Origin of the sequence: Arenibacter sp. F20364 (genome assembly GCF_023015905.1) — a bacterium.
Classification (GTDB): Bacteria; Bacteroidota; Bacteroidia; order Flavobacteriales; family Flavobacteriaceae; genus Arenibacter.
In genome coordinates this window covers 122,434-146,989 of the sequence record NZ_JALKBD010000009.1, presented here as the reverse complement: position 1 = coordinate 146,989, position 24,556 = coordinate 122,434, and the positions used below count along the sequence as shown (strand labels likewise).

Genomic DNA, 24,556 nt, shown 5'->3' with positions numbered 1-24,556 from the left:
AATTAATTTTAATTGTTGTCTTTTTGTTTGTCGATCTTTAAAATGGTAATGGTGGATTTAATGGGGACGTTTACCCCAATTTTATTATTGTCCCCGTGATAACCGTAGGATAGAGAAGAGGGAAACAAAAACGTTGCGCTTTCGTTCTCTTTTAAAAGTTTTATACTATTTCTCAAACCGGGAAAAAGGTCTTGCTTGTCAACCTTGTAGGTTATGGGACCAATACTTTCCTTGGAATAAATGGTATCGTTGGCAAGAGTTAGAATATTGTATTCCAAAGTTACCAGATCATCTGTTTTAGGATAATAATCAGCCTGGTCGTTCTTTTTCATATAGTGATACCAAGAGCCTATGCCACTTGAAAAATAGGTGTTCAGGGAGTCATTTTTAATGATTTCCATTATTTGTTTTTCTTCCTTCGCCAAAAGGTCCTTATTACGTTTCACGGATTTTTGTAATATACTCCCTGTTTTAACTTTAACCGGTTTTCGCGGTTCTGGTCCGTTACAACTTGAAAAAGCGATAATAAGCAATAAAAAAATTAAGTGTTTCATGCGTTTAAATCATCTTTGTATTGGGGTAGTAGGGACTTAAAACGGCTTATGGTTTCTTCCATGGGTATTTCGCTGCGCCCTCCCGCAGCATTGGTATGTCCGCCTCCATTAAAATGGGCTCTAGCGAATTCATTTACAGAAAAATCACCTTCCGATCTAAAGGAAATTTTGATGATCCCTTCCTCCTTGTTTTCAATGAAGATGATTGCAAAAACAATTCCTTCCAAGGTTAGACCGTAATTCACGAAGCCTTCAGTATCTCCCTTTTTATAATCGTAAGTGTCCAATTCGTCTTGTGATAAGGTGATAAAGGCCGTATTAAATTCCTCTAGGATGACCATGTTTTTTAAAGCACAACCTAAAAGGTGCAATCTACTTGGTGTGTTGGTATCATATACTTTGTTATGCGCTTCCGTATTTTTGGCACCTTTTTCTATTAATTTGGCAACCACCGAATGCGTCCGGCTTGTGGTGGAGGAATATTTAAAAGATCCGGTATCGGTCATGATGCCGGTATATAAGGATATTGCAAGTTCTGGAGTAATGCTTTCTACTTTCTTTAATCCTTCAATTACATTGAAAACCATTTCACAGGTAGAACTCATGCTAACGTCGGAGTACATTATTTTAGCATAATTGTCAGGTTCCTGATGGTGGTCTATCATTACAAATGTGGCCGATGAATCCTCCAGCAAAGGTTGTAATTGTCCAATCCTTCCCAAGTGGTTAAAATCCAAAGTAAATATTACAGTAGCGTTGTTAATGAGGGATTTAGATGCTGAGGAATCTCTTTCAAAATTGACTATCTGCTCGTTTCCCGGCATCCATTTTAAGAATTTGGGAAAATCATTTGGAACAATGATGGTAGCTTCCTGACCTTGGCCCTTTAGGTAGTGCCATAGCCCCAAAGTGGAACCAACGGCATCTCCATCTGGATTTTTGTGCGGTATAATTACAATTTTTTGGGGAACTTCCAATAACCCCTTAATTGCCTTTATAAACTCTAAATTCATGCGCGCAAAGATACAATTTAATAATATATGGCATTGTTTCAGAAATCTATTTTTGCAATAAGCTTAAACATGCATATTCCTTATAAAGTGAAAGCTGCTATATTAATTGTGGAGCGGATGCAAAATGAACGCTCTTTGTTACTTTTTCAGGTATTCGTAAATGTGTTTCTCTTCTTGGAAATTATTAAACTTATCAAATTACCAAGGGTTCGATAAAAAAAAGACCTCCTAGTATTAATTTTGTTGATCAATAGTTGTCTTTTTAAAAAGGGATATTGTATTTCTTGATATTTCAGGGACGAAGCTGGATTGGTGGAAAAAATAGTCGGATTCTTGGTTATATTTGTGAGAAAACTTTTTGATGCTGAATATACTTTTTATTGTTTTAGGACTTGTATTGTTGATTTTGGGAGGTAATTGGCTTCTGAAAGCGGCTGTGGCCATGTCCTTAAAACTCAATATTCCAAAGATCGTTATAGGGATGACGGTAGTTTCCTTTGCAACCTCTGCACCCGAGCTGATAGTAAGTGTAAACGCAGCTTTGGAGGGCTTTCCCGATTTGGCGCTGGGCAATGTGGTAGGTTCCAATATTGCTAATTTGGGATTGGTGCTGGCAATTACCGTTATTCTGGGCAGCATAGAAGTTAGAAAGAGTTTTTATACTACGGATTGGCCGGTTATGATGCTGGCCTCCCTCTTGTTTTTTGGTTTCATTTATTTTGACGGAGAATTACAAAGATATGAGGGTTTGGTAATGGTAGTTGTGCTCTTTGTATTTTTGGTCTATCTATTGCGCTTTCAGAAAACCGCAGTTTTAGATGAATTGCCTGAAGATGATGTTCCGTTGCCATTGTATAAAATGTTGCTATTTCTGGGTTTGGGGGGGCTTGGTCTATGGGGAGGTTCTGAGCTTTTGATCAAGGGGGCTGTGGGTATGGCTACTTTTTATGGTGTAAGTGAGCGTGTAATTGCGGTAACCGTGGTGTCTATAGGGACCAGTATCCCCGAATTGGCTGCTTCCGTAATTGCAGTGATTAAAAAGGAAAAGGCGATTTCCCTGGGAAACCTAATAGGCTCCAATATTTTTAATCTGTTGGCTGTTTTGGGAATTACATCAATGATCTCGACAATTAAAGTATTGGATCAACGCTTGCTGACCAACGATATTTTTTGGATGTTGGGCATATCCTTTTCCATACTTCCCTTGGTGTTTTTGCCCAAAGGACTTAGGTTGGGGTGGAGGGACGGATTGTTGTTATTAGCGATTTACGTGCTATTTGTATATTTAACAATAACCTAAAAGAAAGTAATTAATTTGGCTTATGGGAGTAAGAGTCAACCTTGTAACTTTCTTAATATTGTTTTGTACCGTTGGTCATGGCCAAGAAAGCGAATTTATAAGTGGAACGCTAACCGATACTGTAAACACAGAGCCAATACCTTTTGCAAGCATTCGGGTGAAGAATAGGGCAGTGGGGGTTATTTCCAATAATGATGGTAGTTTTAGGATACCCATCAAGTTTCGGGAACTTAATGATACTTTGGAGGTCACCTCAATGGGTTATGATTCTAGAGAAATTATAATTGGCGGGTTATTAACGGATCAAATCAATCAGATATATTTAAAACCTATGCTTATCCAATTGGATGAGGTTACCTTGAGCGCGTCCAAGAAGAGGCGAAGAGTGCGAAGTGATGCAGATAGGCCCGTTACTGCCGAAGAGATTATTTCCAAGGCCATAGAAAAAATCCCGCTAAATTATCCCTTTAACCCGCAGTCATACGTTGGCTATTACAGGGATTACCAATGGAAATCTGGAGGTTATACCAATTTGAATGAAGCAATTGTAGAGGTTTTTGATAAGGGTTTCGGAACATTGGATTATGCGGATTCCAATACAAGAATATATGAATACTCCAGAAATGCTAATTTTCCAACAGATTCCTTAAGTGAAAGGCTATATGATTATGGCGAGTACAAGACCAAGACCATACCCAAGGCTTATTTAAAAAGTTATGGGGGCAATGAGTTTGTAATATTGCGCATCATGGATGCCATTAGGAATTATAATACCTTCTCCTATTCCTATGTGGATCATTTGGATACGGATTTTGTCAAGAACCATGATTTTTCAATTGAGGACGATACCTCATTGGACGGAATGCCGCTGTTTGTAATAGATATTTATAAGCACAATAGAAAGTTTATGGTACGGGGAAAGATTTATATTTCCAAGGATAATTTTGAAATCGTTAAATTGGAATACGCTACCTATGACGCTTTGTTGGGGACCAGGAAAATAAGTAAGACCAGTAGGAAAATAGAGGATAGGTTACTTTATCGCACAGTGGTGGAATACAAGAAGGAGGACAATAAAATGTTTCCAAGTTATATTTCCTTTAGTAATAAATTTGAGGTAAAAGTGCCACCGGTTTTTACGGTCAAGAACGTGTTCGTGGACTTTGAAAAAAAGCTATTTGAAATTGTATTTAATAAGGTACCCTTGCATTTTAAGGTGCTTAAGGATAAAAATTACAATATTAGTTATAAAGGCAGGGGTATAGATGTCGAGAATGTTGTTCTTGCCGATAGTGTAACTGTTCACCTGTATCCCAAGATGAACCTTGGAGATCAGGCCTTGGAGATTTTTCTTGCAAAACCGGAGGATATAGGGAAAGATGATTTTCGTGTAGTAATGGATAACATTATAGATATGGATGGGAACAAGTTGGATTTCTCTGAAACCTATTCTTTAATGCAATTCCGGGAATTTTTTGTACAGCAACGAAAACCGGTTCGTCAATATCCGGGCAAGCATCTTTATATGGACAAAAATTGGCCAATATTTCAGGATCAACCTATTGTTAAACCTGATAATTACAGTGATTTTTGGATGAATTCGCCACTGCGTAACGAGGGGGCAATCATAAAATAAAACCTACAAAAAAACCGCCCCTCTTTCTCAAAAGGAACGGTCGGTAAAAATAATCAACAATTATTTTTTTACTCTTTATATTTTAACAGATTTAACCGTCTTAACGATTCTACCTGCTATTTTGTATGGATCACCGTTAGAAGCTGGTCTTCTATCTTCCAACCAACCTTTCCAGCCTTTTTGTACTGTAATGATCGGAATTCTAATAGAGGCACCCCTATCGGAAATACCATAGCTAAAGTCGTGAATAGAAGCTGTTTCATGCTTTCCTGTTAAACGTTGTTCGTTGAACTCGCCGTAAACTGCAATGTGTTCTTCAACAACCGGACGGAAGGCCTCACATATTTTTTCGTAAACTTCTTTTGAACCACATGTTCTTAAAGTAGTGTTGGAGAAGTTGGCGTGCATACCTGAACCATTCCAATCGGTATCACCAAGAGGTTTTGGGTGGTATTCAATATAGTAACCATGTCTTTCGGTTAGTCTATCCAATAAATATCTTGCAATCCAAATTTCATCACCTGCTTTTTTGGCACCTTTGGCGAATAATTGGAATTCCCACTGTCCACATGCCACTTCTTGGTTAATTCCTTCGAAGTTTAGACCTGCTGCGATACAAGCATCGGCATGCTCTTCAACCAAATCACGTCCATGTGTGTTTAGGCCACCAACGGAGCAGTAGTACATACCTTGAGGTTTTGGATACCCTCCTCTAGGGAAACCTAATGGAAGTTCTGTTCTAGTATCCATTATGAAATATTCTTGCTCAAATCCAAACCAGAAGTCATTGTCTTCATCTTCAATGGTAGCTCTTCCGTTGGATACATGTGGTGTACCATCGGCATTCATTACCTCTGTCATTACTAAGTAACCATTAAGACGATGTGGATCAGGATAAATGGCTACTGGCTTTAATACACAGTCAGAAGATCCTCCTTCGGCCTGGCGGGTTGAACTTCCATCAAAAGACCAGATTGGGCAATCTTCCAGTTTACCGCTGAAATCTTCCTCAACCTTAGTTTTACTCCTCATGTTTTGTGTGGGCTCATACCCATCCAACCAAATGTATTCTAATTTAGATTTGCTCATAATATGTATTGTTGATTTTTATTATTAACGCAGACAAAAATAATAATTTTCACCATATATGCCATTTTTTAGTGGGTTAAATGACAATAACGTTGTTATTTTTTTTGACACCCCTATTTTTTAGGGGGTAATTTATTAAATATGTATTTTATGTGGATTATTTTATTGAATTGTTATTTTTGTCAAAAAATGTATTTATGTCGAATCAAAGATTTAATGCGATAGCAAGCAGTCATACAAGGAGCAAAATTAATGTTGAGGAAACCGGTAGGCGCTCAGAATATTTTGGGGTGAATGTGTTCAATGAGGAGCGCATGTTGCAATACTTGACCAAGGATGCGTATGACAGGGTGAAGGCTGCGGTAGTGTCCGGGGCCAAAATAGACAGGAAAGTTGCCGATCAAGTAGCGGAGGGAATGAAGACTTGGGCCATAGGTATGGGGGCCACACATTATACACATTGGTTTCAACCACTTACGGGGTCTACGGCCGAGAAGCACGATGCTTTTTTTGACTTTTCCCCGGAGGGAAGGGTGATGGAGAAGTTTGGTGGTGGTCAATTGGTGCAACAAGAGTCCGATGCTTCCAGTTTTCCCAATGGAGGCATACGTAATACTTTTGAAGCCAGGGGCTATACTGCCTGGGATCCCACATCACCAGCATTTTTGTACGGAACTACCCTATGTATACCTACCGTGTTTGTAGCCTATACAGGTGAGGCCTTGGATAACAAGGCTCCGTTATTAAGGGCGCTGAATGCCATGGACGAGGCAGCAACCGCAGTGGCCAAGTTCTTTGATAAAAACGTAACCAAGGTATACGCTACCTTAGGTTGGGAACAGGAGTATTTTTTGATAGACAAATCCTTGGCATTTTCACGTCCGGATATCAGTTTGGCAGGCCGAACTTTAATTGGACATTCAGCGGCAAAAGGCCAGCAATTGGACGATCATTATTTTGGGGTTATTCCAAATCGGGTGTTGAATTTCATGAAGGATTTGGAAAGGGAGTGTACCAAATTAGGTATTCCAGTTAAAACAAGACATAATGAAGTAGCTCCCAATCAGTTTGAATTGGCGCCAATTTATGAGGAGACCAATTTAGCGGTAGATCACAATCTATTGCTTATGGATGTCATGGAAAAAATTGCGGACAAACACTTTTTTAAAGTACTCTTTCATGAAAAACCGTTCAAGGATGTCAACGGGTCTGGAAAACATAACAATTGGTCTTTGTCTACGGATACGGGAGTAAATTTACTTAGCCCGGGATCTACACCAATGAAGAACCTTCAGTTTCTTACTTTTTTCGTTAACACAATAAAAGCGGTGGACAATTATGAGGAATTATTGCGCTCCTCCATTGCTTCGGCAAGTAATGATCATAGACTGGGGGCCAATGAAGCTCCCCCTGCTATCTTGTCGATTTTTATTGGGGAACAGTTAAACGAGGTGCTAAATGAATTGGAAGGTGTTTCCAAGGGGAAATTGTCGCCTGAGGAAAAGACGGAATTAAAGTTGAACGTAGTTGGTAAGATTCCGGAAATATTACTGGATAATACCGACCGCAACCGTACCTCTCCTTTTGCTTTTACGGGAAATAAGTTTGAAATGCGAGGGGTTGGTTCCAAATCCAATTGCGCCAAACCAATGACGGTATTGAATACTATTGTTGCCAAACAGCTTATGGCCTTCAAAAAGGAAGTAGATCTGTTGGTGGATAAGAAAGGGCTTAAAAAAGATGAGGCTATCTTTAATGTGTTGCGTGAATATATTAAAACCTCCAAAAGGATTAGGTTCGAGGGCGATGGTTATAGTGAAGCTTGGGAAAATGAAGCAAAATCACGAGGCCTGAGCAATAACAAGAACACCCCAAAGGCATTACAGGTACTAACCTCCAAAGAGAGCTTGTCACTTTTCAAGTCCATGAACGTCATGAGCGAGATAGAAGTAAAGGTTCGGCAAGAGGTGGAATTGGAAGAATATATTCTACATATTCAAATAGAGGGAAGGGTCTTTAATGAGTTGGCCTACGGATATATTATTCCTGCCGCAGTGGAATATCAGAATAGATTGATAAAAAATGTAGTAGGACTAAAAGAAATTTATGGTGCCGCCCATAAAAAAATGTCCGAAAGCCAGTTGGATATTGTCGAGCGCATTTCCGAGCATATACGGGCCATAAAAATTAAGACCGACGCTATGGTGGACGAAAGAAAGGTAGCTAACAATATGACCGATATCAGCAAAAAAGCCTTTGCCTATTGCGATAATGTGCGGCCTTATTTTGATGAAATAAGGTACCATTGCGATAAATTGGAGCAATTGGTAGGGGATGAATACTGGCCTCTTACAAAATACAGGGAACTGTTATTCATTAAATAACGGGACATTTGTAAATTATTGGATTAAAAGCCCGCAATTTGTGGGCTTTTTTTGTGGATTCCACTATTTTTGCCCCAAACTTTTATTCATGAGCTCATCCAACAGCAAAAGATACGATCAAAGAGGGGTTTCCGCTTCCAAGGAAGACGTGCACAAGGCCATAAAGAATATTGATAAAGGCTTATTCCCCAAGGCATTTTGCAAAATTGTACCTGATTACCTCACAAATGATCAGGACTACTGTTTGGTGATGCATGCCGATGGGGCAGGAACCAAGTCTTCCTTGGCCTATATGTACTGGAAGGAGACCGGTGACGTCTCCGTATGGAAGGGAATTGCCCAAGATGCCTTGATCATGAATATTGATGACCTCATATGCGTGGGAGCAACGGACAATATCATGTTGTCCTCCACTATTGGAAGAAACAAGAACTTAATTCCAGCTGAGGTTATCTCGGCCATAATCAACGGAACGGAAGAGTTGATAGAGGATTTGGAAAAACACGGGATTACGATTAGATCAACCGGCGGGGAAACGGCAGATGTTGGTGATTTGGTACGTACCATAATCGTAGATTCCACGGTTACAGCAAGATTGAAAAGAAGTGACGTAATAAATAATGCCAATATTGAGGCAGGGGATGTAATCGTTGGATTGTCATCTTCCGGGCAGGCCAGTTATGAAAAGGAATATAACGGGGGTATGGGGAGCAACGGGCTTACCTCTGCCAGACATGATGTTTTTTCCAAGTATTTGGCAGAAAAATATCCTGAAAGTTATGATGCGGCAGTGCCCGAAGATCTGGTGTATTCTGGAAATGTGAAGTTGACCGATGGGGTCCCTGACACCCCATTGGATGCGGGAAAATTGGTGCTATCCCCAACCCGCACCTACGCCCCGATTGTAAAAAAGATTTTAGAAAAATATACGGCGAATGACATCCATGGAATGGTGCACTGTAGTGGAGGGGCGCAGACCAAAATTCTTCATTTTATAGACCAGCTCCATATTGTTAAGGACAACTTATTTCCTGTACCCCCATTGTTCCAATTAATTCAAGAACAATCGGGGACCGATTGGAAAGAGATGTACCAGGTTTTTAACTGTGGCCACAGATTGGAATTGTATGTAAATCCCGCTATTGCCGAAGACCTTATTGGCATTTCGGAAAGCTTCGGGGTTTCCGCCCAAATTGTGGGTAGGGTGGAGGCAAATTCTGTTAAAAAACTCACAATTGAAAGCGAGTACGGCACCTTTGTGTATTGAGGTATACGATTACCCTTTTTTCAACGTTGTTTTATAAAGAAATTACGTTATGGAAAGAAAGCAATTTTTAAGGACCTTAGGTACCGGCGCAGCATTTGCCCTCACTTTTCCCTGCTTGCAGGGATGTTCTAAAGATAGCGACAACGGAGATATTGAGGAAATCCCTAGCGGCGTTGACTTCACAATAGATTTAAATTCATCTGAGGGGGCTAAGTTAGCTGATAATGGTAGCTTTATTTTAAAGAACTTAATTGTGGTCGTTAAGGATTTAAATGGCAACTTCGTGGCAGCCAGCCAAGTTTGTAGTCATGAGTCTTATGACCAAGTACGGTTTACCACCAATGATGGAGGTATTTTTTATTGTGATGTACACGGGTCCCGTTTTGACCTAGACGGCGCACCTTTGAATCAAGTTGATAGTACTCCGGCAAAACAGCTTAAAATATTTAATACAGAGCTGGACGGACAGATCCTTCGTGTATTTGAATAATCAAATCTGATTTTTAACCTACTTGCATACATGGGATTTTTACTAAAATCGTTCTTCGTACTACCAATTTACGTCTTTTCTACATTGCCTATTTTATGTACGGGAATAAAGGAGTCGTTGCAAATTCTTGGTTCAGGTAGTACTGTTAGAGCTAATTTTTTTGGGTTTGCTTTGTCGAGATTTATACCCTTCCAAGACGATACACTTATTCTAGAAAACAGGGGAAAAAGTTCAATTTTTAATTTTGTTCTAGGGTGAAGGTCTTATTTTCTCTTTTAATATGTTGCATGGTATTTATCGGACATGCCCAGGAGCATAAATATGTTACCGTTCAGCGATCGGTGAACCTGATGGGCGATAAATTTGATATTACCGTTGTGGCCGATAACGAGGAAATAGGTTATATAAATATAGAAGAGGCAATATTTGAAATTAAAAGAATAGAAAAACTGATATCTTCATGGGACGAGGAATCGGAGACGTCAAAAATTAATAAAAATGCAGGAATTAAACCTGTTAAGGTAAGTGTTGAGTTATTCAAGCTAATTGAAAGGGCCAATCAGATTTCTGAAATTACCAATGGTGCATTCGATATTACCTTTGCCGGGTTGGACAAAATATGGAAGTTTGATGGTTCCATGAAATACAAGCCTACCGCGGACGAAATTAAACAATCCGTAAGCAAGGTAGGGTATAGGAAAATTATACTGAATGAGGAAGATCATACAGTTTTCTTACAATTAAAAGGAATGAAGATAGGTCTAGGAGGTATAGCGAAGGGCTATGCTGCTGATAAGGCAAAAGAACTGTTGGTAGGGAAGCAGGTTCACGCTGGTGTTATCAATGCCTCTGGTGACCTAACCACATGGGGTACAAAGGCTACCGGGGAAAAGTGGTTGATCGGAATTGCAAATCCATTGAGCAAGGACAAAATATTTTCGTGGTTGCCCGTTCTGGAATCTTCTGTTGCTACTTCAGAGAGTTACGATAAATATATCACTTTTGAAGGAAAGAAATATTCCCATATTCTTGATCCCCGTACCGGTAATCCTATTTCAGGAATAAATAGTGTTTCGGTTTTTTCCCAAACCGCTGAATGGTCAGATGCTTTGGCTACGGCTATTTTTGTGCTAGGGGTAGATTCGGGAATGGCACTGATCAATCAAATAAAAGGAACCGAAGCGATTATTGTGGACGGTAACAATAAAATGCATAAAAGTAGCGGCATCCTATTCAATTAAGTCCTGATTGGTATAGCCTTCTCTTTTTAATTCTTTTTCGTCTTCTATTTTTTTAGAACACCCATTTTTTAGAAGATAGACCGTATCGCTAACGGTCAAAATATCCTTGTAGAAATGATCTGTCAGGATTATAATGCTCCTTTTTCTTACAGAATTTATAAGCGATTTGAATTTCTCGACATAGACTGGTGCAATAAATGAAAAAGGTTCGTCCAAGAGAATAATTTCTTTATTGGACAAGAGTATTACGTATGTTTCAATAACCCTAACTTCCCCGCTGGATAAATCTTTGATCCTTGTTTGGGAGTATTCTATAAAACTTTCGAAATGGATAATGAATTGTTCCCAAGAAAGGTTGAACAGCTCAAAAACCCGTTTTACCCTCAGGTGTTTGGGTAAAAGTGGGTGTTGTGGTAGGTAACCTATTTTTCCAGTTCGGTATAAGGGCTTTGGAAGGCACTTTCCATTAATCCGGATGTTCTTGTATTTAGGTCGTAGATCCCCAAACAATATCCTCAAAAGGGAAGTTTTACCACTGCCATTTCTTCCGAGGATCCCTGTAACTTTTCCAAGCTCCGATTTTAAATAAATGCCGTACAGGATTTTATTTCCATCAAACTCCAAATCAACGCTGTCTATTTCCAAGGTCAAAATAATCGGATGAGTTTAATGAATACTAGGGTGATTAAGGTGTCGAAGAGCAATGAAATAAGGATAAGGACTGTTTTGGACAAGCCGAAATTTTGATAAAACGTTAAACGTTTTCGCAGTGCAATGTCAAAATAGAAAAGGAAGACCCCTAGGTAGAACAATATCTTGGAACTCAGGATCATTGCATTTAGGTTGGATATTTTAAATACAACACTCCCGCTAAAAACCATAAAAACTGTAATAAGAAAGGATATCCAAAGATAAGGCTTGGCAAAGAGGAAACTCAATTGATAGGTTCTAAAATTGAAAATTGAATTCATCTATTGAATAGGATATGCTTAAATGTACAAAATTATCGTAAATTCGCAGTCCAAGTGTAGATTGTATATGATAGATAAATTAAACATAGTAAAGCAACGTTTTGATGAGGTTTCAGACCTTATAATCCAGCCTGGGATTATAGCTGATCAGAAGCGTTATGTGGCGCTAAACAAGGAATATAAGGATTTAAAGCAACTTGTAGATAAGAGGGATCTTTATTTGGAGCTAACTAATAATATATCCGAGGCAGAGGAGATTCTGGCCGATGGCAGTGATCCGGAAATGGTAGATATGGCCAAAATGCAGTTGGAGGAGGCCAAGGAAAAATTACCAAAATTGGAGGAGGAGATTAAATTGATGTTGATTCCCAAAGATCCGGAAGATTCCAAAAACGTAGTAGTTGAGGTAAGAGCAGGTACAGGGGGAGATGAAGCAAGTATTTTTGCTGGCGATCTTTTCAGAATGTATACCAAATACTGTGAATCCAAAGGATGGAAAACTAATGTCATTGACTTAAGTGAGGGTACCAGTGGCGGATACAAGGAGATTCAGTTCGAGGTCACAGGCGAGGATGTGTATGGAACCCTTAAATTTGAAGCCGGAGTGCATCGTGTTCAGCGTGTTCCCCAGACCGAAACCCAAGGTAGGGTACATACCAGTGCCGCTACGGTGATGGTGCTTCCAGAGGCCGAGGATTTTGATGTTCAGATCGATCCCAAGGACGTTCGTATAGATTTTTTCTGTTCCTCAGGGCCTGGAGGTCAGTCCGTTAACACGACTTATTCAGCGGTACGTTTAACCCATATTCCAACTGGATTGGTGGCACAGTGTCAAGATCAAAAATCACAGCACAAAAACAAGGAAAAGGCATTTAGGGTACTGCGCTCACGTCTTTATGACATGGAATTAGCGAAAAAACAGGAGGAAGATGCTGCCAAGCGAAACTCCCAAGTTAGTAGCGGTGACCGTTCGGCTAAAATTAGGACCTATAACTACCCGCAGGGAAGGGTTACGGATCATAGGATCGGTTTAACACTATACGACTTGCAAAACATTATTAATGGGGATATTCAACGTATTATAGACGAATTAAGTTTGGTTGAGAATACGGAGAAACTTAAGGAGGCCTCCGAGATATTTTAATTCCTATGACCACTCAGTTTTTAGTTGAACAGATTCGAAAAAAAGAATCCTTTCTTTGTATTGGGTTGGACACGGATTTGGATAAGGTTCCAAAACATCTATTGAAAGAGGAAGATCCTATTTTTGCTTTTAACAAGGCCATTATTGATGCAACCCACCACTTATGTGTAGCCTACAAACCCAATACAGCTTTTTATGAGGCTTATGGGATAAAGGGATGGCAGGCTTTGGAAAAAACCATCGATTACTTAAATAGAAATTATCCTGAAATATTTACTATTGCAGATGCCAAACGTGGCGATATTGGCAATACTTCCTCGCGTTATGCCAAGGCCTTTTTTGAGGATTTGGGATTCGATTCTGTAACCATTGCACCTTATATGGGAAGGGATTCCGTGGAGCCGTTTTTAGCTTTTAAGGATAAGCATACCATATTGCTGGCACTTACTTCGAATATGGGGGCGTTTGATTTTCAAACAAAAATGGTAGACGGTCAGGAGTTGTACAAAGAGGTACTGGAGATTTCAAAATCATATAAAAATTCGGAAAATTTAATGTACGTTGTAGGTGCCACCAAAGCGACTTTTTTGACGGAAATAAGGAATATTGTTTCAAATAGTTTTCTGTTGGTACCAGGGGTTGGCGCCCAAGGAGGTAGTCTGGCTGAAGTGTGCAAATACGGAATGAGCGAAAATGTAGGCCTTTTGGTAAACTCATCCAGGGGAATTATTTATGCCTCGGACAAAGAAAATTTTGCGCAGGCCTCTGCCGAAAAGGCAAAAGAATTACAGCAGGAAATGAGTTTGGAACTTAAAAAGCGCTAAAGTTCCTATTGGGTCAAGGTTTGAATAATTTTTTGAATTTTTACAGCTTTTAGTTCAAAAAATTCTGCAAGTTTTGAATCCACGTGTTTTTTACTAGTGGCCATGTCCATGAAACTTTGGTATTGGTACTCCAAGAGGCTTATTTCTTGGGTAACTTGGCTCCTTGGGGATACCGAACCAACTTTGCAATATTGATTTTCCATATTCTTTTTTTTTTTACAAATATAAATAGAAACGGAGTTTTCGGCCGGCTTTCTGACAGTGCATTTATCTAGTAATCAGGTTGTTTGTCTATTAATTGACTTTATGGAAATGTTAGAAAGTATTTTTTGGTTTTTTTGAACGCTATCAAGTGTATTGTATTAAACACTACATTTATAAAAAATGAATATTGATCAGTTATAATATACATAGCCACAATTCCTCTTCCACCTGGGTGACTTTTGTACATGGTGCAGGAGGTAGCTCCACTATTTGGTATAAGCAGCTTAGGGAATTTAAAGAACATTTTAATGTACTTCTTTTGGATCTTAGGGGGCACGGGAACTCTAAGGTGCATTTCAAGGATGCCTTTAAGAATAAGTATACTTTTGACAATATAACCGAGGATATATTGGAGGTGATCAATTTTGAAAAGATAGATAGATCTCATTTTATTGGAATTTCCCTGGGTACTATCTTGATTCGAAATTTGGCAGAGAAGCATCCCCATAGAGTGGAGAGCATGATTATGGGAGGGGCTATTATGAAATTGAACCTAAGGTCACAAATATTGATGAGACTTGGGGTTATTTTAAAATCCATAGTGCCTTATTTATGGCTTTATAAATTTTTTGCCTTTGTAATTATGCCAAATAAAAATCATAGGGAATCACGATCACTCTTTGTTAGGGAGGCAAAGAAATTATACCAAAAGGAATTTATTCGTTGGTTTAAGTTGACCTCGGAGATTAATCCTTTGCTTCGTTTTTTTAGGACAGTAGATATAAAGATTCCTACGCTTTACGTAATGGGGGCCGAGGATTATTTGTTCCTGCCTACTATTAAGCAAATTGTATTGGATCATAAAAGTGCTGAGCTTATTGTGGTCCAGAACTGTGGGCATGTAGTGAATGTGGAACAGCCGCAGTTTTTTAATGATACCGTCATAGGATATCTTTTGGTGAAGTAATCCAAACAATTTTTTTCGATCATGGCGGACATTGATTTTGCATCAAAATCAATCTTGGGTGGAATGCAATTCGTCTACTGCACAAATAAAAAAACCGGTGCTCCCACCGGTTTTAAACTAACTAACTCAAAAAATACTAACTCAAATTCTTTATGTAAACTGTATTGTTATTTCAGGTAAATTATAGGTTGTGATGTGTGCTTGTATAATTGTAACGAAGCGCTTTTGGATTTATTGTGTAAAATGCCATAAATTGTTCATTTTTAATCCTGTAGGGCAAAAACTTTTCTCAACACATCTGTGGTTCTTGAGGAAACTTTGGTCCTTATTTCCTTTTCTTCAATAGCAATCATCGTAAATACGCCGTTCAGGGCCTCTTGTGTAACGTAATCCGTAAGGTCTGGATTTACATTATTGGTAAGGGGAATATTGTTATATCTGGTAATTAGGTTGTTCCATATTTTATCTGCCCCCACCTTTTCAAAGGAACTTTTAATAACGGGGTTAAATTTATTGTATAGATCTGTTTGTGTGGCATTGGTAAGGTACACTGTTGCCGCAGTGTCCGATCCCAAAAGAATGTTTTTGGCGTCGTTAAAGCTCATTCCCTTTACCGCATTCACAAATATGGGTGTTGCTTCACTTACGGCATCCTCTGCGGCCCTGTTGAGGATTTTAAGGCCTTCATCTGCTAGGCTGGACAATCCTATGTCCCTGAGGGTCTTGTCTACTTTTTGCAGTTCCTCCGGCAGCATAATCTTTACCAGTTCGTTACCAAAAAAACCATCGGTTTGGGTAAGTTTGCTTACCTGTTTTTCGATTCCCATATTTAGGGCCTCCTTTAATCCATTTGCAATTTCTTCATTGCCAATGGCACCTCCTTGAGGCAATTGATTTACCACTTGTTGTAATTCCGAACAACCAATAAATTGAAATAGGATTACCGCTAATAAGATTTTTTTCATTTTAAAGTTTTAGAGTTATAACTATAACTTAAGCTATTGCGATTTAGTACCTGGATTAAGAGAAAATCACGGTTTTGTTGTTATAGACCATTGTTTTCCTTCCAATGTGAAGCTTTACCGCCCTGGATAGTACAATTTTTTCCAAATCCCGGCCTTTGGTTATAAAATCCTTGATGCTATGGGCGTGCGTTACGGTTGTAACATCCTGCTCAATGATAGGTCCGGCATCCAATTCCTCGGTAACGTAATGACTTGTGGCACCAATGATTTTAACACCCCTCTCAAAGGCTGCATGGTATGGCTTGGCACCTGCAAAGGCAGGAAGAAAGGAATGGTGTATATTGATAATTTTGTTGGGATAGTTGTCAATGATCTTGCTGGTGACAATTTGCATATATCGTGCCAATACAATAAAATCTATTTGATACTCTTTCAAAAGTTCCAATTGTCTGTTTTCGGCCTCACTTTTTGTGTTTTTTGTTACCGGTACATGAAAAAAGGGAATATCGAATTGTTTGGCCACATATTCCAAATCACTGTGATTGCTTAGGATAAAAGGTATGTCAACCTCCAGTTCCCCTATATTGTACCTACTTAGTAAGTCGTACAAACAATGATTGTATTTGGAAACAAATAGTGCCATTTTGGGTTTTACAGAACCCAAATGTAAGCTCCACTCCATTTGGTAGGGTTGCGCCAATTCTTTTTCAAATTCTTGTTTCAGATTTTTAACGGCTGGAATGTTCTTTTCAAAATCGCTTTCCAGTCTCATGAAAAATATCCCGGCTTCTTTATCCACGTGTTGATCAATATAGATAATATTGCCGCCTTTTTTATGTATAAATCCGGTTACCGAACTGATAATTCCGGATTGGTCGGGGCAATTAATGAGGATAGTTGTTTTCAAAGTTTAATCGTTTTAGGTCGCAAAATTAGGATTTTAGGAATGAAGTACTCTGGTTGAGCTACATTTTTATAAAATTCTAATTTTATCACTATATTTTTTGCGTTTTTGTTAAATTGCACCCTATTAATTGTCCTTTTTTTGTCTATTAAAATGGGCCCGCCTTGTTCATTCAATTCCTAATACTATCAGCTGTGGAGAGCGAATATGGAAAGGGGTATTGTTTTAATCGATAAAAGGCGAATAGTATTGTTCTTATGAAGCAGAAACCGCCATATGTTCCCAAAAATAAAGTTCGCATAGTTACGGCTGCATCCTTGTTTGATGGTCATGATGCGGCCATTAACATGATGCGTCGTATTATTCAAGCTACCGGTGTGGAAGTAATTCACTTAGGTCACGACCGCAGCGTCTCGGAGGTAGTGGATTGTGCTATTCAGGAAGATGTAAATGCCATTGCCATAACTTCATATCAAGGTGGGCACACGGAGTATTTTAAGTATATGCACGACCTTTTGTCGGAAAGAGGTGCGGATCACATCAAAATTTTTGGCGGTGGTGGAGGGGTAATTCTTCCTGCAGAGATAAAAGAATTAATGGATTATGGTATAACCAGGATATATTCCCCTGATGATGGCAGGACTATGGGGCTGCAGGGAATGATAAATGATTTGGTGCGGCAAAGTGATTTTTCCATTCCAAATTTCAAAATTCCCGAGGGCCGGTCAATGTTTCAATTATTAAAGGAAAGGAATGTAAATGCCATAGCACGGCTTATTACCTTGGCGGAAAATAGGAATGAGGAATTTGAAAAGGACTTTAGTGGTCTGGTTCCATCGGATAATACGGTGCCCGTACTTGGAATTACAGGGACCGGCGGTGCTGGAAAATCCAGTTTGGTAGATGAATTGGTCAGAAGGTTTTTACTGGATTTCCCAGCTAAAACCATCGGAATCATTTCTGTTGATCCATCTAAAAGGAAAACGGGCGGTGCATTGTTGGGAGACCGTATTCGCATGAACTCCATTAACGATTCCCGCGTCTATATGCGATCACTGGCTACCCGACAATCCAATTTGGCTTTGTCCAAAAATGTGGATGAAGCAATTCAAGTCCTAAAGGCGGCAGGGTTCCACTTAATTATTTTGGAAACTTCGGGAATAGGGCAATCGGATACGGAGATAGTAGAACATAGTGATGTGTCCCTTTATGTGATGACCCCCGAATTTGGGGCTGCCACCCAGTTGGAAAAAATAGATATGCTAGATTTCGCAGACATAGTGGCTATTAATAAGTTCGATAAAAGAGGGGCTCAGGATGCTCTGAGGGATGTTAAAAAGCAATATGTGCGCAATCATGGCCTGTGGGAGGTTAAGAATGAAGAACTACCCGTTTTTGGGACCATAGCCTCGCAGTTCAACGACCCGGGAATGAATCGTTTGTATAAATCTGTCATGGATAAGTTGGTTTCCGAAACTGGAGCAACCTTGAATTCCCATTTCCAAATTGGGAATGCGGATGAAGAGAAGGTTTTTATAATTCCCCCTTCGCGCACGCGCTATTTATCCGAAATAGCAGAAAACAACCGGGCATATGATAAAAAGGTCCTTCATCAAGCTGAGTTGGCCCAAAGATTATTTGGTGTTTTTAAGGCTATTCAGGCCGTATCCCAGGTAGATGTCAAGCAAGGTTTTAATTCTTTTCTTCAAAAAAACGGATTAAATACAGAGGCAATTTTGGAATTGTCATTGCCTGAGGATAAAAAGTCCTTGATAAAGCTGTTGTTCAGGGAATTCGATAGACTAAAAATGAATTTGGATTCCCATAACTGGGAGTTGATACTGAATTGGGAAAAGAAGGTACAACTTTATAAATCCCCAACCTTTTGTTTTAAGGTAAGGGGGAAGGAAATTGAAATGGAGACCCGTACAAAATCTTTGGCTCAAACCAATATTCCTAAAGTGGCACTTCCAAAATACGGGGCATGGGGCGATATTTTGACCTGGACTCTTCAAGAGAATGTACCCGGAGAGTTTCCTTATACTGCCGGACTTTATCCTTTTAAAAGGACCGAAGAAGACCCCACAAGGATGTTTGCGGGAGAAGGTGGTCCGGAACGTACCAACAGGCGCTTTCACTATGTTAGCTTGGGATTGCCTGCCAAGCGTTTGTCCACTGCCTTTGATTCCGTTACCCTATACGGTCATAATCCGGATTATAGGCCTGATATTTATGGAAAAATTGGAAATGCAGGGGTTTCGATCTGTTGTTTGGACGATGCGAAAAAATTATATTCGGGCTTCGATCTATCTAGCCCCTCCACTTCAGTTAGTATGACTATCAATGGTCCGGCCCCCATGTTGTTGGGTTATTTTATGAATGCCGCTATTGATCAGAATTGTGAAAAATATATTCTGAAAAATGGCTTGGGGAATGAGGTGGAACAGAAAATAGCTGCCATTTACAAGGAGAGGGGTATTGAGCGACCAAAATACAGGGGAGAATTACCTGAAGGTCATAATGGGTTGGGGTTGATGCTTTTGGGGATTACAGGCGATCTGGTATTGTCAAAAGGTATTTATAATGAAATAAAAAATAATACCCTAAATAAGGTAAGGGGAACTGTGCAGGCGGACATCCTTAAAGAAGATCAGGCCCAAAATACCTGTATTTTTTCCACGGAATTTTCACTGCGTCTAATGGGGGATGTACAGGAATATTTTATAAAGAACGACGTACGTAATTTTTACTCAGTCTCCATTTCGGGATATCACATTGCCGAGGCGGGAGCCAATCCAATTACCCAATTGGCATTTACCTTATCCAATGGTTTTACCTATGTGGAATATTATTTAAGCAAGGGGATGGATATCAATAAGTTTGGTCCCAATCTATCCTTTTTCTTCTCAAATGGAATTGATCCGGAATACGCCGTTATAGGAAGGGTAGCGCGTAGGATATGGGCCAAGGCAATGCATTCCAAATACGGTGCAGATCCCCGGGCACAAATGTTAAAGTACCATATCCAAACCTCAGGGCGCAGTCTGCATGCCCAAGAAATAGACTTTAATGATATCCGTACAACTTTACAGGCCCTTTATGCCATTTATGATAATTGCAATTCCTTACATACCAATGCCTATGATGAGGCGATAACCACCCCAACAGAAGAGTCCGTTCGTAGGGCCATGGCTATTCAATTGATAATAAACAAAGAATTGGGCTTGGCAAAAAACGAAAATCCATTACAGGGCTCCTTTATAATAGAAGAGCTCACCGATCTCGTTGAAGAGGCCGTATTATTGGAGTTTGACCGTATTTCGGAACGTGGAGGTGTTCTGGGAGCAATGGAAACAATGTATCAGAGATCTAAAATTCAAGAGGAAAGTCTTTATTACGAGACCCTAAAGCACAGTGGGGATTTTCCAATTATTGGCGTAAATACTTTTCTAAGTTCAAAAGGTTCTCCAACAATGCTACCAACGGAAGTTATTAGGGCGACAGATAAGGAAAAACAAACTCAAATTGAAACTCTGAAGAATTTACATGCCGTAATGGGGGAATCTGCCAAGGTTCAATTAATGGAATTACAGGAGATAGCCGTTAAAAACGGGAATATTTTTGAAAAGTTAATGGAAGTTACCAAGGTGTGTTCCTTAGGGCAAATTACGGATGCACTGTTTGCAGTAGGGGGGCAGTACAGGAGAAATATGTAGAAGAAAGGATTGGACCTAATTACTTTTAAGATCTATTCTTAAGACAACTATTGGGTAAATGCGAGTATAATTAAGGTTGGAAATCAGGGTGTTATGATTGATAAGACTTAACTGCGAATGGATCGCCTCCATACTTTGTACAACCTTCTGAAACTTTTTATTTCGCTCCTCAAAAGATTTAAGTATTCTTTTTCCTTGACCCCATCTTTTTCCAAACCTGTACAATATGAGCTTATATTTCTTATAATAACATTGATAAAAGTGGCACTCCTCATTCTTGCGGCATAGCACTCGGAGCGCTCCGCTGCTTCAATTTGCTGAGGAATTAAAATAGAATCTGTTAATAGGGAATCTACCATAATATCCCTAAGGCTGTTGGATTGGTAAAGCTTAAGTAAATCCTTGTTATAAGACAGGTACGACGCAATTTCCCTGCTCATCTGTAAAAGATCCAAGGATTTGCGATAAATGGGAATCGTATTTAAATTTTTATAAGGCATTTTTTTATAGCAACTTCTTATATATAAAATTACGTAGAAATTAGCAAATTTGAGTTTATATAACAAAGTAAAATTGTACTTTAGCTATTAAAAGTTAATTTTTTTAATATATTATATTTTGAATGCAAAGTTAGATGTCCTTAATTGGAAGATTTTAAAATTACTTCAGGAAAATGCCCGGGAATCTTTTGCCAATATTGGTAGGCAAGTGGGGCTTACGCCCCCTGCTGTTGCCGAAAGGGTGAAGAAAATGGAAGATATGGGGGTCATTTCCGGGTACAAGGCTGTCGTGTCCCATTCGCATACGGGATATCAATTAAAAGCCATAATTACCCTGCGCGCTTTTATGGGAAAGTTACGGCCATTTTTAGAAATTGTAAACACATATGAAGAAGTCGTTAATTGTTATAGGATTACAGGAAATGAAAATATTATTATGTTGGTGGTCCTGAAGGATCAATTTCATTTAGAAAAATTTATAGACAAGCTTATACAGTACGGGGAGACCCGGACCCATATTATTCTATCGGATGTGGTGTCCAATGCTCCCATTAAAAAAAGAGAGGTCTAAGGGAGTCGATGTGTTAAGAGGTTTGCAATTAAAAGTGGTTGCCCACTTTGGCGCTGAGTAATTTATTATTTAATTTAATGTGTTGTAACGGCCAGACGAAAGAACAAACAGAGTATATCGCTTTTAAAATTGTTTCCCACATCTGTTTTGTTGCGTAACGCTAGGAACACTATTTTAATTTGGCTAGATATTTGATGACAATAATTCTATGAAAAAAATTATTTTATTTCTATTCCTTGGGGCAGGTTTTTTGGGTAGTGCGCAAGAGATAACCTTGAAGAAAGGTGTTGTAATCGATTCAATTGTCGTAAAGGATTCCATAGCTGAAAGTTATTCGCTGTATCTACCTACCAGTTTTGAGATGGATAAAAATTGGCCTATCCTGTTTGTTTTTGATATGGCAGGAAGGGGTAGGCAAGCTATGCGAATGTTTACGGAAGCTGCTGAAAAGGAAGGGTATATTCTCGCGGCATCGAACAATGTGAACGACTCTTTGACTACCTCCAAGAATATTCTGATAACTGGAAGAATGTTCAATGATATCATTAAGATGTTACCTGTTCAAAAGAATAGAACCTATAGTGCGGGGTTTGATAGCGGTGCCAGATTTGCATCTGTTTTGCCAATTTTTGTAAAAGGAATAGCTGGAGTAATTTCCTGTGGTGCAGGATATCCCAATATAGAGATATTGGATGCGAACAACTTGTTTCATTTTATCGGAATCGTAGGAAAGGAAGATTACGCATACCCTGAAATGTTGGTGGGGAAATCCCTGATGGGACGTTTAAAATTTCCCAATCAATTATTAATCTTTAACGGGGGGCATGAATGGCCCAACCCCCAATACCTTGAAAAGGCCATGGAGATTTTTACTCTGTCGGCTATGGCCAAGGGGCAAATAGGGAAGGATGAGGCCTATATAAATGGAACTTTTGCCAAAAATTTACAAGAAATAAATCTTTTAATCGGTTCCAGTAGCTTAATTCAAGCCGATAATTTATTGGATGAAGTTATGTCCGTATATAGGGTCTTTAAGGATACCGATTCCCTCAAGAAGATAAAACGTGAGCTTAAAAGGAGTAAGCTTTTTAAGACTATGACGCGCAATGAGAACAATACCCTGTTGAAGGAGTCATTTATTAAGGAGGACTATGTGTATTACTTAGAGGAGGATTTGGCTACCTATAATTACAATAATTTGGGGTGGTGGATTTACCAAATGGGGGAGTTGAAAAAGTATGATAAAAGTAAAATAGAAGCAGAAAGAGAAATGGGAAAACGCCTTTTGGGCTATGTAAATGCGCTAATTGAGGATAATATAGATTTAGTATTAAGTGGAAACCAAACAGATCAGGATGTCTTGAGCCTTCTGTGGATGCTAAAGACAATAACGGATCCAACGGATCATAGTTATTACCTTAAAATAATAGCCAATAGTGCTAAAATGGAAGATTATGGGACCTCTCTGTTTTATTTGGAGGAATTATTGAAGAACGGCTTTACAAACAAAGCGGAATTATATAGCTTGGAAAATACTGCCTTACTTCGGATAACGCCCGAGTTCAATGAAATTGTAGCCAAATATTTAAAAGACGCCCGTTACGAAACCATTGAAGAATAAAGTGCCGTATAAATGGTTTTTTTACTCCATAATCGAGATTAAAATGCTCAGAAGCTTGCCTGCCCGTTCCATTCAGGCGGGCCTGCCCGTTCCATTCAGGCGGGCCTGCCCGTTCCCCGTTCAGAAGACGGACGTCGAAATGTTATTGGTAGTTTCCTTTTGATGCCTCATGGGCTTGCCCCGAGGTAATTGACTTTGTTGAGGCTATTGACCCTTTGGTAGATTCCAAAACATATATTTAGTTTCTATTTCAGGAAACGGAAAAAGTTCCTTGTATTTTATTTCTAAATTCTTTTAATCTTAAAATTCCGCCCTTGCTTCCATTTAAAACTGGTTGCTGCAATTAGGGATAATATGTCTCCATAAATCTTTTCTTTCAAAACACTTCCATAAATGGTTTTGGATTTGCTTCATAAGGGCGAGCTTAGGTAGCGTTGGTTTCCTAAATTCTTTTATTCAGAGAAAAGGATGTTGTATTTTTATGCCAAAAGAAGGAAAATGAAGTATTTATTTTTGGTTTTATTCTTATTGACATTAGGCTGTAAGGAGAAAAGGTACCATGATCAGGAGCAAGAGAATATGGTGAAACTGGAGTCGGGGGCCTTGGAGGATATTATGCGATTTCAGAAAAAAATGAACGAGGAATTCAAGGATCCTGAAACGTCGCCCTTGCCAGATAGGTATAGAAAGGATTTTACAGCTTTGGATTTTTATGAACCCGATACTACTTATAGGATAACCGCGAAATTCACTCGTACGCCAGAGGCTTTACCTTTCTTGATGCCAACAACCACGGAAAGAGAAACGGAGGAAGTCGTTTATGGGATATTGACTTTTAATCTAAATGGACGTACCCATCAGTTGGAAGTCTACCAAAATCAGGAATTGATGCAACAGGAGAAATATATAGATTATCTGTTTTTACCCTTTGCAGACCTTACCAATGGGGAAGATACCTATGGTGGGGGTAGATATTTGGACTTAACCATTCCCAAGGGAGATACAATTCTTTTGGATTTTAATAAGTCCTATAATCCTTATTGTGCTTACAATCCAAAATATTCCTGTCCCTTGGTTCCCAAACAGAATAGGTTGGATGTTGCGATCCCGGCTGGGGTGAAAGCCTTTAAAAAGGGATAAAAATATAAAAGCCCCGCTTTAATTAAGCGGGGCTATAAATAATAAACTCAATTTT

21 protein-coding genes are annotated in these 24,556 nt (G+C 39.1%); 13 read left to right on the top strand and 8 right to left on the bottom strand.

Annotated elements, in window-relative coordinates; translation table 11 throughout:
• Window positions 1-8: 8 nt before the first annotated feature.
• Complete coding sequence (gene gldI, locus MWU84_RS09635; protein ID WP_246901069.1) at window positions 9-554, bottom strand: gliding motility-associated peptidyl-prolyl isomerase GldI; 546 nt, start codon at window positions 552-554, stop codon at window positions 9-11.
• Complete coding sequence (locus tag MWU84_RS09630) at window positions 551-1,567, bottom strand: bifunctional oligoribonuclease/PAP phosphatase NrnA (RefSeq protein ID WP_246901066.1); 1,017 nt, start codon at window positions 1,565-1,567, stop codon at window positions 551-553. The genes gldI and MWU84_RS09630 overlap by 4 nt, the downstream gene beginning before the upstream one ends.
• Before the next feature lie 361 nt (window positions 1,568-1,928).
• Here MWU84_RS09630 and MWU84_RS09625 point away from each other — a divergent pair, with 361 nt between their 5' ends.
• Window positions 1,929-2,867, top strand: a complete 939-nt coding sequence (locus MWU84_RS09625; protein WP_246901064.1) for a calcium/sodium antiporter — start codon at window positions 1,929-1,931, stop codon at window positions 2,865-2,867.
• A 22-nt stretch (window positions 2,868-2,889) separates the two neighbouring features.
• Complete coding sequence (locus MWU84_RS09620; RefSeq protein ID WP_246901061.1) at window positions 2,890-4,503, top strand: carboxypeptidase-like regulatory domain-containing protein; 1,614 nt, start codon at window positions 2,890-2,892, stop codon at window positions 4,501-4,503.
• Window positions 4,504-4,578: 75 nt separating this feature from the next.
• Here MWU84_RS09620 and MWU84_RS09615 read toward each other — a convergent pair whose 3' ends face one another.
• Window positions 4,579-5,592, bottom strand: coding sequence for a glutamine synthetase beta-grasp domain-containing protein (locus MWU84_RS09615; protein ID WP_246901059.1), 1,014 nt, complete (start codon window positions 5,590-5,592; stop codon window positions 4,579-4,581).
• Between the two features lie 197 nt (window positions 5,593-5,789).
• On the opposite strand from MWU84_RS09615, the gene MWU84_RS09610 reads away from it, so the two are divergent.
• The 4 genes from MWU84_RS09610 to MWU84_RS09595 all read left to right on the top strand — a co-directional run bounded on the left by MWU84_RS09610 (window position 5,790) and on the right by MWU84_RS09595 (window position 10,974).
• A complete protein-coding gene (locus MWU84_RS09610; RefSeq protein WP_246901057.1) occupies window positions 5,790-7,976 on the top strand; it encodes a glutamine synthetase III in 2,187 nt (728 codons plus the stop codon).
• Between the two features lie 88 nt (window positions 7,977-8,064).
• A complete protein-coding gene (locus MWU84_RS09605) occupies window positions 8,065-9,243 on the top strand; it encodes an AIR synthase related protein (RefSeq protein WP_246901056.1) in 1,179 nt (392 codons plus the stop codon).
• 49 nt (window positions 9,244-9,292) lie between these two features.
• Window positions 9,293-9,733 carry a Rieske 2Fe-2S domain-containing protein gene (locus MWU84_RS09600; protein ID WP_246901055.1) on the top strand — a complete coding sequence of 147 codons (441 nt, stop codon included), beginning with the start codon at window positions 9,293-9,295 and terminating at the stop codon, window positions 9,731-9,733.
• 287 nt (window positions 9,734-10,020) lie between these two features.
• Window positions 10,021-10,974, top strand: coding sequence for an FAD:protein FMN transferase (locus tag MWU84_RS09595; RefSeq protein ID WP_246901053.1), 954 nt, complete (start codon window positions 10,021-10,023; stop codon window positions 10,972-10,974).
• Here the strand turns inward: MWU84_RS09595 and MWU84_RS09590 are convergent.
• The gene (locus MWU84_RS09590) at window positions 10,963-11,625 is read right to left on the bottom strand and encodes an ATP-binding cassette domain-containing protein (RefSeq protein ID WP_246901052.1); all 663 of its coding nucleotides are present in this window, start codon (window positions 11,623-11,625) and stop codon (window positions 10,963-10,965) included. The genes MWU84_RS09595 and MWU84_RS09590 overlap by 12 nt on opposite strands.
• A gap of 387 nt (window positions 11,626-12,012) precedes the next feature.
• Between MWU84_RS09590 and prfA the strand changes: the two genes are divergently transcribed.
• Both prfA and pyrF read left to right on the top strand, forming a co-directional pair.
• Complete coding sequence (gene prfA / locus MWU84_RS09585; protein ID WP_246901050.1) at window positions 12,013-13,089, top strand: peptide chain release factor 1; 1,077 nt, start codon at window positions 12,013-12,015, stop codon at window positions 13,087-13,089.
• Window positions 13,090-13,094: 5 nt separating this feature from the next.
• Window positions 13,095-13,913, top strand: a complete 819-nt coding sequence (gene pyrF / locus MWU84_RS09580; protein WP_246901048.1) for an orotidine-5'-phosphate decarboxylase — start codon at window positions 13,095-13,097, stop codon at window positions 13,911-13,913.
• Between the two features lie 5 nt (window positions 13,914-13,918).
• Here pyrF and MWU84_RS09575 read toward each other — a convergent pair whose 3' ends face one another.
• Window positions 13,919-14,116 carry a hypothetical protein gene (locus MWU84_RS09575; RefSeq protein ID WP_246901046.1) on the bottom strand — a complete coding sequence of 66 codons (198 nt, stop codon included), beginning with the start codon at window positions 14,114-14,116 and terminating at the stop codon, window positions 13,919-13,921.
• Window positions 14,117-14,304: 188 nt separating this feature from the next.
• Here MWU84_RS09575 and MWU84_RS09570 point away from each other — a divergent pair, with 188 nt between their 5' ends.
• Entirely contained in the window at window positions 14,305-15,084 is a 780-nt protein-coding gene (locus MWU84_RS09570) for an alpha/beta hydrolase (RefSeq protein WP_246901044.1), read from the top strand.
• Window positions 15,085-15,347: 263 nt separating this feature from the next.
• Here MWU84_RS09570 and MWU84_RS09565 read toward each other — a convergent pair whose 3' ends face one another.
• Together MWU84_RS09565 and purU are read right to left on the bottom strand one after the other, a co-directional pair.
• Window positions 15,348-16,049: a DUF4197 domain-containing protein gene (locus MWU84_RS09565; protein ID WP_246901042.1), complete on the bottom strand. Its 702-nt coding sequence runs from the start codon at window positions 16,047-16,049 to the stop codon at window positions 15,348-15,350.
• Window positions 16,050-16,104: 55 nt separating this feature from the next.
• Window positions 16,105-16,956, bottom strand: coding sequence for a formyltetrahydrofolate deformylase (gene purU, locus MWU84_RS09560; RefSeq protein ID WP_246901041.1), 852 nt, complete (start codon window positions 16,954-16,956; stop codon window positions 16,105-16,107).
• Between the two features lie 254 nt (window positions 16,957-17,210).
• On the opposite strand from purU, the gene MWU84_RS09555 reads away from it, so the two are divergent.
• Entirely contained in the window at window positions 17,211-20,669 is a 3,459-nt protein-coding gene (locus tag MWU84_RS09555) for a methylmalonyl-CoA mutase family protein (protein WP_246901039.1), read from the top strand.
• 107 nt (window positions 20,670-20,776) lie between these two features.
• On the opposite strand, the gene MWU84_RS09550 is transcribed toward MWU84_RS09555, so the two are convergent.
• Window positions 20,777-21,169: a hypothetical protein gene (locus MWU84_RS09550; RefSeq protein WP_246901038.1), complete on the bottom strand. Its 393-nt coding sequence runs from the start codon at window positions 21,167-21,169 to the stop codon at window positions 20,777-20,779.
• Between the two features lie 118 nt (window positions 21,170-21,287).
• Here MWU84_RS09550 and MWU84_RS09545 point away from each other — a divergent pair, with 118 nt between their 5' ends.
• From MWU84_RS09545 to MWU84_RS09535, 3 genes are all read left to right on the top strand, one after another.
• Window positions 21,288-21,740 (top strand): Lrp/AsnC family transcriptional regulator, encoded by a 453-nt coding sequence (locus MWU84_RS09545; protein ID WP_246901037.1) that lies wholly within the window; start codon window positions 21,288-21,290, stop codon window positions 21,738-21,740.
• Between the two features lie 208 nt (window positions 21,741-21,948).
• Window positions 21,949-23,361, top strand: coding sequence for an alpha/beta hydrolase (locus tag MWU84_RS09540; protein WP_246901036.1), 1,413 nt, complete (start codon window positions 21,949-21,951; stop codon window positions 23,359-23,361).
• 498 nt (window positions 23,362-23,859) lie between these two features.
• Window positions 23,860-24,501, top strand: a complete 642-nt coding sequence (locus MWU84_RS09535) for a DUF1684 domain-containing protein (RefSeq protein WP_246901034.1) — start codon at window positions 23,860-23,862, stop codon at window positions 24,499-24,501.
• The last annotated feature ends 55 nt before the right edge of the window (window positions 24,502-24,556 follow it).